The sequence below is a fragment of the Candidatus Flexifilum breve genome, assembly GCF_016713355.1.
This window is the reverse complement of the sequence record NZ_JADJPI010000002.1, coordinates 18824-31550: the sequence shown is the minus strand read 5'-3', so window position 1 is coordinate 31550 and position 12727 is coordinate 18824. Positions and strand designations below refer to the sequence as shown.

The following is a 12727-nucleotide window of genomic DNA, read 5'->3' as shown; positions in this document are numbered from 1 at the left end:
ATTCCGCCTCACCTGATCGAGTACAAAGGCACACAGCTCCGCGAATTCGACCTCGACGCGGCCTTAGCGCGTCCCCCGCGCTCATCCTCGTCGATGAACTGGCGCACCAATGCGCCGGGTTCACGCCACCCAAAGCGCTGGCAGGATGTCGAAGAACTACTGGCGGCGGGCATCGACGTGTGGCACGACCGTCAATGTGCAGCACATCGAAAGCCTGCGCGATGTCGTCGCCCAGATCACCGGGGTGACGGTGCAGGAAACCGTGCCGGATCTGATCATTGAAAGTCGGCGGACGAGGTCGGAATTGATCGACCTCGCGCCCGAAGACCTGATCAAGCGCCTCAAAGACGGCAAAATTTACCAGCCGCAGCAGATCGAAAACGCGCTGCGCAGCTTCTTCCGCACCGGGAATCTGCTGGCTTTGCGCGAACTGGCCCTGCGCAACACCGCCGCCCGCGTCGATGAGCAGATGAAAGAATACCGCCGCGATCATGCGTTATTCAGCAGACATGGCCCGCGGGCGAGACACTGCTCGTGTGCGTCAGCCCGAGTCCGGCTCGCGCCGCGCTTCGGTGCGCGCCACCAAGCGCATAGCGTCCAGCCTGCACGCCGATTGGATCGCCGTGTATGTCGAGACGCCGCGCCCGCTGAAGCCCGCGGATCGCCTGCGCATCACCGAGACGCTCCGCCTCGCGGATCAACTTGGCGCGCAGACCGTCACGCTGCACGGCGCGCAGATCGGCGACGAAGTGCTGCATTACGCCCGTGAACACAACATCAGCCGGGTGATCGTCGGCAAACCGACTCATCCAGCTGGCGCGACCTGCTGTTCGGCTCGATGCTCGACGATTTGATGCGGCGCAGCGGGGACATCGATGTATGTCATCACCGGCGAACCGGAACAACCGCGCCCGCTGTTAGCGCAAATGCCGCGCCGGACGAGCAGTTGGGGCGCTTACGCGCAAGCATTGGCCATCGTGCTGATCTGTACGCTGCTGGCCGCGCTGGTCTACCCGCTGTTTGTCCCGGCGAATCTCGTCATGATCTATCTGGTGGGTGTGGTCATCGTCGCCTCACGCTATGGTCGCGGGCCGTCAGTGCTCGCTTCGTTTTGAGCGTCGCCACTTTCGACTTCTTCTTCGTGCAGCCGCATCTGACGTTCCGCCGTCACCGATACCCAGTACATTTTTACGTTTGTCACCATGCTGATCGTTGGGCTGACGATCAGTACACTCACCGTGCAGATCAAGCAGCAGGCCGAACAGGCGCGCGAACGTGAACAGCGCACCGCCAGCCTGTACGCACTCAGCCGCGACCTCGCCAATACCGGGACAGCGACACGCTGATCCGCCTGGCGACCAAACACATCACCGAGGTCTTCGCCAGCCGCGTCAGCGTGCTGCTCCCGGACGCCCACGGGGATCTCACAGCGAGTTCACCCCATGACGAAACGTCGGTTCAGCCCGAGACCGCGGTCGCGCGCTGGGTTTACGACCATCAGCGCTTAGCCGGGCTGAATACCGATACCCTACCGGGTTCAAAAGGTCTATACCTGCCGCTGACCGCCGCGCACGGTGTGGTCGGCGTGTTGGCGGTTTTCCCCCTTGACGCGAAACGCTTCACCGCCAGCGACCAACTGCACTTGCTGGAAACGTTCGCCAATCAAACAGCGCTGGCGTTGGAACGGACACGCCTCGCGCTGGATGCGGCGCACGCGCAGATCAAGCTGGAGACCGAAAGGACGCGCAATACGCTGCTCAGTTCCGTGTCGCATGACCTGCGGACGCCGCTGGCCGTGATTACGGGCGCGACCTCGAGTCTGATCCAGCGTGAAGCGACGCTCACCGCCGCCGATCGCCGCGAATTGGCGCACGTCGCGTTTGAGGAATCCGAGCGGTTGAATCGCTTGTCGGCAACTTATTGGACATGACGCGGCTGGAATCGGGCAGCATCCATGTGCATAAAGAGTGGCAGTTGATCGAAGAGGTCATCGGCACCGCGCTGAATCGCGTCCACAGCGAGACGGCGCCCCATCCCATGCACGTCACTATCCCGCCGAATTTCCCACTCGTCCAATTTGACGAAAGCCTCATCGAGCAAGTGTTAATTAATCTATTGGAAAATGCTTTAAAATACACCGCCAGTGGCACACCGATCACCATTGCCGTCCACGCCGCTGACAAAGAAGTACTCGTCGAAATCGCGGATCGCGGCCCGGGCCTTCAACCCGGTGACGAAGACCGCATCTTCGACAAGTTTTACCGCTCACACCCGCAGCAAGCGAAAGGCGTGGGACTCGGTCTGGCCATCTGCCGGGGGATCATTCAGGCGCATGGTGGGCGGATTTGGGCGGAAAACCGCCCGGATGGCGGCGCCGTCTTCCGGTTCACGCTGCCGCTCACCGGAGAGCAACCGCCCGTCCTTGAGGAAGAATATGACACCAATGTCTAGCCCGGACGCGCTGCCGGGCGCTGCTGGATTCTGCTGATCGAAGATGATACGCAAATTCGCCGCTTCTTGCGGACGACGCTGACGAACAGCGGCTATCGCCTGCTCGAAGCGACATCCGGGCAGAGGGGATGCGGCTGGTCAGCACCCAGCATCCCGACCTGATCATTCTCGATCTCGGGTTACCGGATGCTGGATGGTCTCGACGTCACCGAACAACTGCGCCAGTGGACATCTACGCCGATTATCGTCCTGTCCGCGCGCGACAAGGAAGGCGACAAAGTGCAGGCGCTGGATCGCGGCGCAGATGATTACCTGACCAAGCCCTTCGGCACCGAGGAACTGCTCGCGCGCTTGCGCGTGAGTCTGCGGCACCGCCAGCAAACACTGTATGTGGAAACGCCCGTGTTCAGCTTTGCCAACGTGCGGATTGATCTCGAACACCGGCAGGTATACGTGGCTGAAGCCGAGGTGCACCTCACGCCCATCGAGTACAAACTGCTGACGATCCTCGTCCGCTATGCAGGAAAAGTCGTGACACAAAAGCAGCTGCTCAAAGAGATCGGGGGCCAACTTATGAAAAAGAAACCCACTACCTGCGCATTTACATGGGTCAGCTCCGGCACAAGCTCGAAGCTGACCCCGCGCAACCGCGTTGGCTCATCACCGAACCGGGGTAGGCTACCGGCTAAAGGTGGATGAGTGATCATTTCAATCGTCAGCGGCCCTCTTTCGGCACAGGCATCGGTTGATCCAACGTGACGAGTTTGCTGCCGAGGAACTGACCAGCGCGCCACACTTGGAAACGCTGCCAGTAAGGGATCCAGCTTCAGGGAAATGGGCGAATACAATCTCCGCTCCAAAATGCTCCACGGCTTGCAGGAGTGCGTCAAATGACGAGATGGAATGCATCGCTTCAATGGTCAGGTTGACGCCGTAATCTTCAGCCGTAGCGCGGTATTCGTCGAGGCGGCGGTATTCGCGCGGGTTGGGTGGCAGATATCCGATATCTGTACCCAGATAACTGGGATGGGGCACGGGGATCAAGCGCAGCACGACGACGCACGCCTGACTATTGCGCGCCAGAATGCACGCTTGGGTGACGGCCTCGCTTGTCCAACGAGTTTCGGCAAATTGAACTAGGATGGTTTTCATGGGTGAACCTGTATTAACCACATCTAGGGTCATTGTAGGTTGAGGTTGGGTCAAAGAGCGGACAGGAAGCTCGGCATTCCCGCAAAGAAACCGTAAAGAACGGGAATGCCGAGCGGAACTACGCGGCTGAATTTGGCGTAGCAGTGTGTGACGCGGTTTCCGCCTGTTCGTCGATATGGTGATCCGTCGCATGTTCGAACGTCACCTTGAAGCCTTCCGGCAGAGGCAGCGCATCCAAATGCACCTGCTTGACCGTGAGGGCGATGTCGTCACCCGCTTCCATCAGGGCGTCGCGCAGGAAGCGGTCGGTCGACATGTGCAGCAGGTTATACGGGAAATGTGTACGCAGCGCGCCGATATAGATCAGCAGGTGAACATCGGGATACTGCGTCATCAAGTCCTTGAGAATGGTGGTGACCATGCTGTACAAGTCGCGGTAGGGGTCGTCAATGACCTCCATCACGCTCCGATCCCACCCGTTAAGTTCGGCGATTTCCTGCGACCGCTTCTGGAACGCCGCCGCCCGCTTGGCATCCACGCCGATATGAATGATCTTGACCGGGATGCCGCGCTTGATGATTGAACCCACCACGCTCACCGCCAGCTTGGACCACGTATCGCAGAAGTACACCGCCATTTCGCTGTGCATCGCGGGGTCAAACACGACGGCTTTCTGCGCAAAGACCGGGGTTTCATCCAGCTTCAATCGCGCAGCCGTCTCTTTGTAATGCCGGTGAATACGGAAGAACACCCACACCAGCGCGGGGATGAGCAGCACGATGAACCAAGCACCATGCGAGAACTTGGTGATGATGAAGACGATCATCACCATGAAGGTCACCACCGCGCCCAGCCCGGAGATGGCGATCTTGATCGACCAGCGCGGGTCATAGGTGATCTTCGTTTCCAAACCATAGGTGAACTCACCGGGCTTTAACTGCCCCGCCCGCCAGAAGCGGCGCGTCATACCCGCCTGACTGATCGTGAACCCAAGGAACACGCCAATCGCATAGAGCGGGATCAAGTTGGTGACCACCGCGCCCGTGATGATGACCAACACCATCGCGCTGATCGAGGTGTCAGCACGCCCCACGTGAACACCAGACGCCGCCCGCGATAAGTGAGCTGACGCGGCAGAAAGCCATCCGAGCTGTGCAGCGCCGCCAACTGCGGGAAGTCGGCAAAGGGCGTGTTCGCCGCCATGAACAGCACCGCGAACGCCCCAATGATCGTCAGCACGTAGCCCAGATAACCGATCCCGTCACTGCCGTAGATCGTGCGCGCCAATTGACTGATCACCGTTTCTTCGTGCGATGGGACGGCCTGAACCGCGTTCGCCAGCACCGTAATGCCGAGGAAGAACGTGATCAGAATGACCGCCATGACCACGAGCGTATTGGCCGCATTTTTCGCGCGCGGCTGCTTGAACAACTGCGTATCATTGGAAATCGCTTCGATCCCGGTGAGCGCTGTGCAACCGGACGAGAACGCCGCGCGCAAAAGGAGCAGCAGAGGTCACCGGCTCGACTGCTTCATGGATGGCTTCGACCCGGTCACGGTGCCGAGCGACCCCGTCAGCAGGCGCACAAACCCGACAATGAGCGTCAGCCCCATCGTGCCGAGGAAGAAATACGTCGGGATGGAAAATACCCGCGCGCTTTCCTTAACCCCGCGCAGATTGATGAGCGTCATAAAGAGGATGATGCCCACCGTGAGCTCCACACGCCAGGGCGCAAGCTCCGGAACGACGCTGATCACATTGGCGACGCCAGCACTGATGCTGACGGCGACGGTCAGAATGTAGTCGGTGAGCAGCGCCGCGCCAGTCACCTGGGCTAGTTCCTCGCCAAGATTCTCTTTGGCGACGCGGTAACCGCCGCCGCCCGCCGGGTTCGAAAAAATGGTCTGACGGTACGAAATTGTCACAATGCCAATCAAGAGCGAAATGCCAATGGCGATGGGGATCGAAATGGCATTGCCCGAAAAACCGACCAATGTGAACCCGGTCAGTGCCGCCGTGCTCAAAATGATCAAGATTTCCTCAGTGGCATAAGCCACCGACGACATAGCATCGCTCGCCAGCACGGCGAGCGCGATGAAGGTGGGCGCGGTCTGATGCGCGATTTCGGCGGATTGCAGGCGTTTACCAATCAGCGTGGAGGCAAATTGCTCACGGAGATCACGAATAGTCATAGCAGAACTTGCTCCTCATGCAGTACGAGGGCAAGTGTACGGCGGTCAGCCGTCAAATGGGCATTAGGGATACGCCAACCGCCGGAAAGATTCCGTCAAGGGCGTGTCAAATTGGTATAAAGACGCGGTGTCGTCTGCCGCTGGTTTAGTCGCTCAACCGCACGCTGTGTGCTCCTTCGATGTTAGGCACTGGAGTGGGATCAAGGTTTGGCGGAGAAACAAAACAGTCTGCGCAATTGCAGACTGTAAGAGTGTCCAAGTAGGTCGTTAAGCCGCATTCTACGCTGGTTATATCACTCATCCCCTGTGGGATCGTCCACTTTGGCGATTTTGAGCAGCAGCTTACGCTCTCGTTCGAGCGCTTCAAGCCACAGCGCCTCAACCCGCCGCCATTGCACGAAAAATACAGCAGCGATGACGCCGCCGATCCCCAGATTGAGCAGTTGACGCGCCACGTCGTCGAGCGGGGTGATCGCCTGTGCTTCGAAGGCGACGGACGCCAGCGCGGGAGGTAACAGCAGCATCATCGAGTTAAACATGTCTGTCCTATTGATATGTGACCGTGACCGAATTGACGCGGCCCGATCCCGTTCCGAAATACCGAACATCCCAAGCCAACCAAATCTGCACAGAGTAAACCCCTGTGATGGGTGAATACGACTGACTCCGCGTGAAGTCGGTGGCGACTGGATCGCTTCCCGTGTCAAAGTAATACTCATTCAACACCGCGCCCGCTTGGTTCTTCAGGCGGAAAGCGATGGTATTTGCACCTGACGACGGGCTGTGATTGGCCCAAAGACTTGCCGCGACATTGGTGATGGTACAGTTTGGATCAACCGGAATTGTCACCAACACCTGATTCAAGTTGCCGCTGCGCGCCGTGCCAATGTAACCTGTGGCCTGTACGCCAGCATTGATCGTGTACACATCCCCTGACACGAATTCGACCACCAAAGGCGGGCATTCGGACGGGCAAGTACACAGGGCCGCACATTCAGCCGAGGGAGCTTTAGAACCAATGAAAATCCGCGTTCCAAGCGCCGTATCAGTCAGCGCGTCGAGCAGCAGCAACCAATTTCTTAGAAAGAAATTTGGTGGGGCAATGGCGTATTGCTCGTCAATCCATGCGCGCACAGTCGCTACATCAGCAGTTTCCGCCGCTTTGAGCTTGCAGTAGAGCGTACACTGCATATCTTCAAGCACCGTTGTGTTGATAGAAGCACGGGCCACACTTATGCCCAACGAGATAATGCTGCTGACTGCATCCATGATGATGACAGTATTAAGCCCACCTATTCCAAACACGCCCAGAAGGACGCCGATCACATCAATCGCATCTTTACCAACTGTAGCCTCGTCAATAACGTCTTGAAAGATAGAGTCCGTCAATTCAACAAGGTAAGAAGCGACTCCACAATAGGAGTCATCGCCCGAGCTGGTGTCCGCTGCTGGTGCAGGAGGTATACCATCGCCAGGATCGCCTTTCGGCCCCTGCGGGCCAACTGGCCCCTGTATTCCCTGCGGGCCAACTGGCCCCTGTTCGCCCATTGGCCCCTGTTCGCCGGGTTCGCCCTGCGGGCCGGGGATAGCGCACGAGGTTAGATCACCCACCGTATACCACGCCGGATCGCCGGAATACTGGACTTGCAGGTCACAGCCTTCGATACGCATAGCAGTAATTGCCATAGAGTCCTCGCAAGGCGTGCTTTCTCCAAGCGCCGCCAACAGCCGCCTAACCTCCCCAATAGCGCGTTCGATGTCTGCGTCCGTTCCGGCCCACGCATCACGATACAGCAGACGTTCAAGCACGCCATCGACATGGGAAGCCCACGCGCCGTTAACCTGAACACACACCGTTGGAGAGTCGAAAATATCGGACGCGGGCACAGGGAACGGACGGTGACGAACATCAAACGGGCGTAACATCTCAGGGGTGAAATCAACAGTCCGAATCATGGGCATTCTCCATTGGAACCGAGAGCGACCAATAACAACTGCACCTGCTGAATCACGTCGTCTACGGGCTGTCCAGAACCGTCCCAAATGGCAGGCGTGAGCAGTTGCCCGACCAACCCGTCCAGTATCGAGGCCCATTGAGCATTGACGCATAGCTGAACTGTAGGGGAGTCAAAAACGCCCGCTGACGGAATGGTCAACGGGCGTTCGTAGGGTTCGGGCGTGACGAGATAGCCCGCGACCATTACGTCCGCGACGGGGTGAAGGATTCCCGCGCGCTGGCGACGTTGCTGATGTCGCTTCCGCGATCATCCGAGGGCGACGCATTGACGAGGCCCGTGGTTTTTCCCGCCAGCATACGCTGTACGAAGGTGTTGACATCGGTATCCGCCAGATCAACGCCGTTCGTCCCGCTGACGACCTTCGCCTCATCGAACGTGGGCAGGCGGAAGCCCGTGACCGCGCCGCTGGCGGTGTTCCACGAGAAGCGCGCGCCTTCTTCCACGTCCGAATCGGGATCGGGGGCATTGCGGATCGTCGCGCCGGAGAGCGACAACTGAATGCCCAAGCCAGCTTCGAGGATGCGGCCCTTGATGATGTTGTTGATCATCGTCGCCGTGGCGATAGCGAACGAGGCGACCTGACCAATGTCAACGGCGGACGGGAAATTGATCTTGACCGTGCTGACCTTGCCCTTCGCGTCCTGAATGGAGTAGGTCAGAAAGACATGAGGAGCTGCCATTTAGACCTCCACCGGATACCAGAACTCGAACGGGACGGGGCCGCCAGCCGTGCGCAGCTGCGAAGAAGCGCGGCCCGCTTCTTGAAGCCGTTGCAGACGCAACAGCAAATGACCGCGCCCCAGTTTGGGGTAGAACGGACGAAAACGGTTGATCGTCACGCCTTGCCCGTCTGCATTGAGCAGCACGAGCTGGGCGTAAACCTGATCGAGTTCCGCTTGCGTCGGTTCGGGAAGCGTGTAATCGCCTTCAGCCATACGTGAACCTCACAGAAAAAGAAATACTTTTTCAAGGGTATGGCTTTATAGTCGGTTGATAAACCCTAAAGAGGACAAGCGAGAGTTGACGTATCTACAGGGTGTTTTGGCGCGCCCCAACGTCGCCTGAGGGATTCGACAGTGATAATCCAGTCACCACCGGATTGACGCGCTTCGAGGGGCTTATGGCGCGATTCGAGGGCACGCCGAACAGAGCGCACATTCTTTTCGTACATGCGCGCCGCTTCTGACACGGTGACAACGCTCAACAGGGTATCCATAGCCCCTATTATACAGAAAATTCGTTCTAGGGGCCGTCTTGGAGTTTCTAGGGGGCGTTTTTGCGCTCTCGTTCCAGTTGCGCAACCCGCTTTTCAAGCTGATCGACTTTTTCAAAGCGCCGCTCTTGGGAAGTTTTTGGAGATATTGCAGATGCAAGCCCACCAAGCATGAGGCCACCGCCGACGATTGCACCGACAAACGAGTATGAATTACCGTTGTAAGCTGAAATTTGCCCGTTTCCGATGATGAAAGCAGCACCTAAGACGATTAGCCCGAGAAGGAATATAACTAAGCCCGCCTTGCGTCGATTTTTTGTTATCATTCATCCCTCTGTTGTAAGCCTCTGTTGAGCAGAGCAGTGAAATTCTTGAAGTTAGACTCCCTGAATGCTTGGATCATATCCCACTCAAGCTGGCTAAGTTCAGTTGCCATATTGCCACGCGGATCGTCAGCCAACCCTATCAGATAATCCCCCGTAACGTTAAAGAGTTTCGCCAGCTTAACCACATTCTCTACACTGGGGTCTTGTTTGTTGTTCTCCCACCTCAAGACTTGCTGATCGCTGACTCCTACAATTTCGGCAAGTTCAGCCTGAGTCATGTTCTTTCGTTGCCGTAGCCAACGAATACGATCTCCGCGCATGTTTTCCCCCATTTAGACACCTTAAGTTTATGCTTAATTGACATGTACTGGCATATCCTTTAAGATACCAACAAGCGACTAAAAAATAGTCGCACTCTTTTATCTGTTTTACTACCTATTTGGGTACTTGGAGGTATCTAAATGGCAGCACGAGGAAAGTTGAACGGGGTTTCGCCTCACGAACTGGCGCAACTGGCGAACGAGGGCGGGCAAAAGCTCGCCGCCGCAAAACATGGGGTTACACAGTCGTCTATTTCGCTCAAGCTGACAGCCGCAAAATACCGCCCTGTCACCGTCTGGATCGCGCCGCAAGAGAAGGTTGTCATCGTACAGGAGAACGCATCGTGAATCACCTCGAACAAGTCGAAAACGCCCGCGCGGCCCTTGCCGATCATCAGACAAACCACGCCCTACCCGCCGAAGGGGAGAGCTTTGGGGATTGGTACAAAGCGCGCCTCAAACTCATTTGGGGCGTACTAGCCGCCGAGCGCGCCGCCATTGAAGCGGGCGAACACATCACCGAAACCACCGAGTTCTAGGAGACGATCATGGCTAATCAACCGGCAACCATCATTCCCACGCCCCAACCCGTCGTCACGCCCGTGACCGGGCAAGTCACGATTTACGAGTTTCGCCGCTTCCTCGCTGAGTGGTACTTACCCGATCTCGAAAACCTGTATGACCTGCTCTGCATGGCAAAAGCCGCGCATGTCAACACCGATGTGCTGTCCGAACTCGTCGCCGCGGAAATCGACCTGAACCTCAAGAAGATCGGAGTCTCATCATGACGCAAACGATCCCCGCCATTGTGCGCGCTGCTGAAGCGCGCGACGTGCTGACCGCCGCCCTCGCTTACGAGCGCATGGGCTTTAGCGTGCTGGCGTGCCAGCGCGACAAAGCGCCTGCCATGCGCTCGTGGCGTCACCTGACCACGCGCCGCGCCCATGTCGAAACCATTGAGGCATGGGATCGAGCCAACATGCTGGCGTCCGTGGGCATCATCTGCGGGGCGGTATCTGGGGGCCTCGTGGTGGTCGATTGTGACGGTGACGAGGCTGTCCAGACGTTTCGCCGCGCCTTCCCCCGCCTCGCTGATACCTACAGCGTCACCAGCGGATCGGGCAAGGGCGAACACTTCTATCTGCTGGCGGACGACGTGCCCCAGACAGCCCGCGTTGTGGGGGCCGCGTTCGGCAATATCGAAATGCGCTCCAACGGGAGCTATGTGATCGCGCCGCCCTCAGTCCACCCCACCGGGCAGGCGTACACCGTGCATCAGGATTATGAGATTCGGTGGGTTTCCAACCTGATCGCCTTGCGCAACTGGATTCACGGGCAAATTGCCGAAAAGCACGGGGGAGTCATGCCCGCGCCGCACCCCGCGCAACCTGTCGTCAATGCGGACGCCTACGCGAAAGCCGCCCTGATCATCCAAGCGGATCGCGTTCGTGACGCGCGACCGGGAGCGCGCAACAACCAACTGAACCTGAGTGCTTTCTCGTTGGGGCGCTTCGTTCGTGAGGGCCGACTCAGCCGGGAGGAAGTGATCAGCGCATTGGAGAACGCCGCCGCCCACCTTGCCGACGCGGACGGGATCGCCAGCGTCCGCCGCACTATCAATTCTGGAATTAGCGCCGATCATCAAGTACGAGCAGGGCAAATGACACAGGCTGAAAAGAGTCAACCATTGGAGAAGGGCACACCCTCGCCCAAACCGAAAAAGCGCCTGCGGAAACCCACCGATGATGAGTTGGGTGAGCAGCTTCTCAGCAAATGGGACGGGAAGTATGCCTTTATGTTTGGGGCGTGGTTTCGCTACGAAAACGGGGTTTGGCGTCGGGATCACCGGGTAGCAATGGCCTTCTGGCAGGTGCTGATCGAGAACAAGCACCGCCGCATCAACCCGAATGCGTCACGCGCTGCCAGCGTTGAAAAGTATTGCTCACTCAAAACGCTCGTTGACGAGGACATGATCGCAGAACTTAGCCAATTGCCCCTCATCAACCTCCAAAACGGGCTGTTCAATCTGGACACGGGCCGCCTAGAGCCGCATCGCGCGGATGTGTACCAGACATCGCAGCTGAGTTTCGCCTATGACGCGAAAGCCCGTTGTCCGAACTGGAACAACTTCTTGGATCAAGTCCTCGTCACCCCTGAGGGCACGCCCGACGACGACCTGATCGATTTGGTACAGGAGGCGTTTTTCTACAGCCTCACCAGCGACACGAGTCACCGCGTATCGTTCTGGTGTGTGGGCGAATCGGGCACGGGCAAAAGCACGCTGGTTAATACGCTCGTTGCGCTGGCAGGCGACTCGCACACGTCGATTGATCTGGACAGCCTCAAAGACAACGCCTATCAGCTTGCAGAGGTGGCAGGGAAGCGCCTCGTCACGTTCGGTGAACCGGACAGCAAACAGCCGCTGGCAGACGGTTGGTACAAGCGCCTCGTGTCGAAAGACCCCATTACCGCGCGTTCGCCCTACGGTAAGCCGTTCTCGTTCGTGCCCATTTGCAAAGTCTGGGGGAGCATGAACGACCTGCCCTACGTTTCGGATCGGTCGGACGCTGTTTTCAACCGTGTGATCGTCATCCCCATGAATCGTGTCGTGCCTGAGGAGAAGCGCGACCTACAGCTAGACGTGAAGCTGTCTTACGAGTTAGCCGGGATTTTCAATTGGGCGCTGCGGGGCGGGGAACGGTTGCGCCGCAACGGGCATTTCACCCGCTCCGAGCAGAGCAAGCGCGCCCGTGAGGAATACAAACAGGACAACGACGCCGAAGGGCTGTACATCTCCGAACGGTTGGAGCGTGCGCCGGAGGCATGGATCGTCGTTGACGCGCTCTATCAGGACTACAAGTCATGGTGCAGCGAGAACGGCTACTACCCGAAGCAAAAACGCCGCGTGGGTAAGGACTGGCGACGGTTGGGGCTTACAGCCGGAACAATCAAGGACGGGGCCGTCCGAATTTGGAAGGGAGCGCGCCTCCGTGGAGCCTAATCGATTTTTAGAAAGTTCGGATCGTGATGTAACTGATGTAACTGACGATGTTT

General features: G+C 58.0%; 20 protein-coding genes and 3 pseudogenes. 11 read left to right on the top strand and 12 right to left on the bottom strand.

What is annotated here, in order from left to right; all coding sequences use genetic code 11:
* From IPK17_RS40360 to IPK17_RS00430, 7 genes and pseudogenes are all read left to right on the top strand, one after another.
* Nucleotides 1-282, top strand: a complete 282-nt coding sequence (locus IPK17_RS40360) for a hypothetical protein (protein ID WP_350341606.1) — start codon at nt 1-3, stop codon at nt 280-282.
* Nucleotides 197-400 (top strand): annotated as a pseudogene (locus IPK17_RS40355) (sensor histidine kinase KdpD); the annotation flags it as partial. The gene IPK17_RS40360 and the pseudogene IPK17_RS40355, both read left to right, overlap by 86 nt.
* 91 nt (nt 401-491) lie before the next feature.
* Nucleotides 492-854: a hypothetical protein gene (locus tag IPK17_RS00450; protein ID WP_343415698.1), complete on the top strand. Its 363-nt coding sequence runs from the start codon at nt 492-494 to the stop codon at nt 852-854.
* Between the two features lie 21 nt (nt 855-875).
* Nucleotides 876-1346 (top strand): annotated as a pseudogene (locus IPK17_RS00445) (DUF4118 domain-containing protein).
* Nucleotides 1347-1396: 50 nt separating this feature from the next.
* On the top strand, nt 1397-1930 hold the full coding sequence (locus IPK17_RS00440) for a GAF domain-containing protein (protein WP_343415697.1): 534 nt from the start codon (nt 1397-1399) through the stop codon (nt 1928-1930).
* Nucleotides 1927-2451 carry an ATP-binding protein gene (locus tag IPK17_RS00435; RefSeq protein ID WP_343415696.1) on the top strand — a complete coding sequence of 175 codons (525 nt, stop codon included), beginning with the start codon at nt 1927-1929 and terminating at the stop codon, nt 2449-2451. The genes IPK17_RS00440 and IPK17_RS00435 overlap by 4 nt, the downstream gene beginning before the upstream one ends.
* A 27-nt stretch (nt 2452-2478) precedes the next feature.
* Nucleotides 2479-3154: pseudogene (locus IPK17_RS00430) on the top strand (response regulator).
* 5 nt (nt 3155-3159) lie between these two features.
* Here IPK17_RS00430 and IPK17_RS00425 read toward each other — a convergent pair.
* From IPK17_RS00425 to IPK17_RS00375, 12 genes are all read right to left on the bottom strand, one after another.
* On the bottom strand, nt 3160-3603 hold the full coding sequence (locus IPK17_RS00425; protein WP_343415695.1) for a putative universal stress family protein: 444 nt from the start codon (nt 3601-3603) through the stop codon (nt 3160-3162).
* Between the two features lie 118 nt (nt 3604-3721).
* Nucleotides 3722-4696, bottom strand: a complete 975-nt coding sequence (locus IPK17_RS00420) for an APC family permease (RefSeq protein WP_343415694.1) — start codon at nt 4694-4696, stop codon at nt 3722-3724.
* Nucleotides 4624-5103 (bottom strand): APC family permease, encoded by a 480-nt coding sequence (locus IPK17_RS00415; protein ID WP_343415693.1) that lies wholly within the window; start codon nt 5101-5103, stop codon nt 4624-4626. The genes IPK17_RS00420 and IPK17_RS00415 overlap by 73 nt, the downstream gene beginning before the upstream one ends.
* A gap of 15 nt (nt 5104-5118) precedes the next feature.
* Nucleotides 5119-5796: an amino acid permease gene (locus tag IPK17_RS00410; RefSeq protein WP_343415692.1), complete on the bottom strand. Its 678-nt coding sequence runs from the start codon at nt 5794-5796 to the stop codon at nt 5119-5121.
* A 293-nt stretch (nt 5797-6089) separates the two neighbouring features.
* The gene (locus IPK17_RS00405; protein ID WP_343415691.1) at nt 6090-6335 is read right to left on the bottom strand and encodes a hypothetical protein; all 246 of its coding nucleotides are present in this window, start codon (nt 6333-6335) and stop codon (nt 6090-6092) included.
* A 7-nt stretch (nt 6336-6342) separates the two neighbouring features.
* The gene (locus IPK17_RS00400; protein WP_343415690.1) at nt 6343-7752 is read right to left on the bottom strand and encodes a hypothetical protein; all 1410 of its coding nucleotides are present in this window, start codon (nt 7750-7752) and stop codon (nt 6343-6345) included.
* Nucleotides 7749-7997, bottom strand: a complete 249-nt coding sequence (locus IPK17_RS00395) for a hypothetical protein (protein WP_343415689.1) — start codon at nt 7995-7997, stop codon at nt 7749-7751. Before IPK17_RS00395 ends, IPK17_RS00400 begins: the two co-directional genes overlap by 4 nt.
* The gene (locus IPK17_RS00390; protein WP_343415688.1) at nt 7997-8494 is read right to left on the bottom strand and encodes a hypothetical protein; all 498 of its coding nucleotides are present in this window, start codon (nt 8492-8494) and stop codon (nt 7997-7999) included. The genes IPK17_RS00395 and IPK17_RS00390 overlap by 1 nt, the downstream gene beginning before the upstream one ends.
* A complete protein-coding gene (locus tag IPK17_RS00385; RefSeq protein WP_343415687.1) occupies nt 8495-8749 on the bottom strand; it encodes a hypothetical protein in 255 nt (84 codons plus the stop codon). It abuts the gene before it with no gap.
* 65 nt (nt 8750-8814) lie between these two features.
* Nucleotides 8815-9030 carry a helix-turn-helix domain-containing protein gene (locus IPK17_RS40350; RefSeq protein WP_350341605.1) on the bottom strand — a complete coding sequence of 72 codons (216 nt, stop codon included), beginning with the start codon at nt 9028-9030 and terminating at the stop codon, nt 8815-8817.
* Between the two features lie 47 nt (nt 9031-9077).
* Nucleotides 9078-9353 (bottom strand): hypothetical protein, encoded by a 276-nt coding sequence (locus IPK17_RS00380; RefSeq protein ID WP_343415686.1) that lies wholly within the window; start codon nt 9351-9353, stop codon nt 9078-9080.
* Nucleotides 9350-9673 carry a helix-turn-helix domain-containing protein gene (locus IPK17_RS00375; protein ID WP_343415700.1) on the bottom strand — a complete coding sequence of 108 codons (324 nt, stop codon included), beginning with the start codon at nt 9671-9673 and terminating at the stop codon, nt 9350-9352. The genes IPK17_RS00380 and IPK17_RS00375 overlap by 4 nt, the downstream gene beginning before the upstream one ends.
* Nucleotides 9674-9814: 141 nt before the next feature.
* On the opposite strand from IPK17_RS00375, the gene IPK17_RS00370 reads away from it, so the two are divergent.
* The 4 genes from IPK17_RS00370 to IPK17_RS00355 are packed head-to-tail and all read left to right on the top strand — an operon-like array spanning nt 9815 to nt 12674.
* On the top strand, nt 9815-10021 hold the full coding sequence (locus tag IPK17_RS00370) for a hypothetical protein (protein WP_343415685.1): 207 nt from the start codon (nt 9815-9817) through the stop codon (nt 10019-10021).
* Nucleotides 10018-10212 (top strand): hypothetical protein, encoded by a 195-nt coding sequence (locus tag IPK17_RS00365; protein WP_343415684.1) that lies wholly within the window; start codon nt 10018-10020, stop codon nt 10210-10212. The genes IPK17_RS00370 and IPK17_RS00365 overlap by 4 nt, the downstream gene beginning before the upstream one ends.
* A gap of 9 nt (nt 10213-10221) precedes the next feature.
* On the top strand, nt 10222-10461 hold the full coding sequence (locus IPK17_RS00360; RefSeq protein WP_343415683.1) for a hypothetical protein: 240 nt from the start codon (nt 10222-10224) through the stop codon (nt 10459-10461).
* Complete coding sequence (locus IPK17_RS00355) at nt 10458-12674, top strand: phage/plasmid primase, P4 family (RefSeq protein ID WP_343415682.1); 2217 nt, start codon at nt 10458-10460, stop codon at nt 12672-12674. The genes IPK17_RS00360 and IPK17_RS00355 overlap by 4 nt, the downstream gene beginning before the upstream one ends.
* The last annotated feature ends 53 nt before the right edge of the window (nt 12675-12727 follow it).

Excerpts from the sequence above, each read along its gene's own strand:
- IPK17_RS00450 (WP_343415698.1), top strand. The coding sequence starts at position 492 with ATGCGTTATTCAGCAGACATGGCCCGCGGGCGAGACACTGCTCGTGTG.
- IPK17_RS00435 (WP_343415696.1), top strand. The coding sequence starts at position 1,927 with ATGACGCGGCTGGAATCGGGCAGCATCCATGTGCATAAAGAGTGGCAG.
- IPK17_RS00425 (WP_343415695.1), bottom strand. The coding sequence starts at position 3,603 with ATGAAAACCATCCTAGTTCAATTTGCCGAAACTCGTTGGACAAGCGAG.
- IPK17_RS00410 (WP_343415692.1), bottom strand. The coding sequence starts at position 5,796 with ATGACTATTCGTGATCTCCGTGAGCAATTTGCCTCCACGCTGATTGGT.
- IPK17_RS00405 (WP_343415691.1), bottom strand. The coding sequence starts at position 6,335 with ATGTTTAACTCGATGATGCTGCTGTTACCTCCCGCGCTGGCGTCCGTC.
- IPK17_RS00400 (WP_343415690.1), bottom strand. The coding sequence starts at position 7,752 with ATGATTCGGACTGTTGATTTCACCCCTGAGATGTTACGCCCGTTTGAT.
- IPK17_RS00395 (WP_343415689.1), bottom strand. The coding sequence starts at position 7,997 with ATGGTCGCGGGCTATCTCGTCACGCCCGAACCCTACGAACGCCCGTTG.
- IPK17_RS00390 (WP_343415688.1), bottom strand. The coding sequence starts at position 8,494 with ATGGCAGCTCCTCATGTCTTTCTGACCTACTCCATTCAGGACGCGAAG.
- IPK17_RS00385 (WP_343415687.1), bottom strand. The coding sequence starts at position 8,749 with ATGGCTGAAGGCGATTACACGCTTCCCGAACCGACGCAAGCGGAACTC.
- IPK17_RS40350 (WP_350341605.1), bottom strand. The coding sequence starts at position 9,030 with ATGGATACCCTGTTGAGCGTTGTCACCGTGTCAGAAGCGGCGCGCATG.
- IPK17_RS00380 (WP_343415686.1), bottom strand. The coding sequence starts at position 9,353 with ATGATAACAAAAAATCGACGCAAGGCGGGCTTAGTTATATTCCTTCTC.
- IPK17_RS00375 (WP_343415700.1), bottom strand. The coding sequence starts at position 9,673 with ATGCGCGGAGATCGTATTCGTTGGCTACGGCAACGAAAGAACATGACT.
- IPK17_RS00370 (WP_343415685.1), top strand. The coding sequence starts at position 9,815 with ATGGCAGCACGAGGAAAGTTGAACGGGGTTTCGCCTCACGAACTGGCG.
- IPK17_RS00360 (WP_343415683.1), top strand. The coding sequence starts at position 10,222 with ATGGCTAATCAACCGGCAACCATCATTCCCACGCCCCAACCCGTCGTC.
- IPK17_RS00355 (WP_343415682.1), top strand. The coding sequence starts at position 10,458 with ATGACGCAAACGATCCCCGCCATTGTGCGCGCTGCTGAAGCGCGCGAC.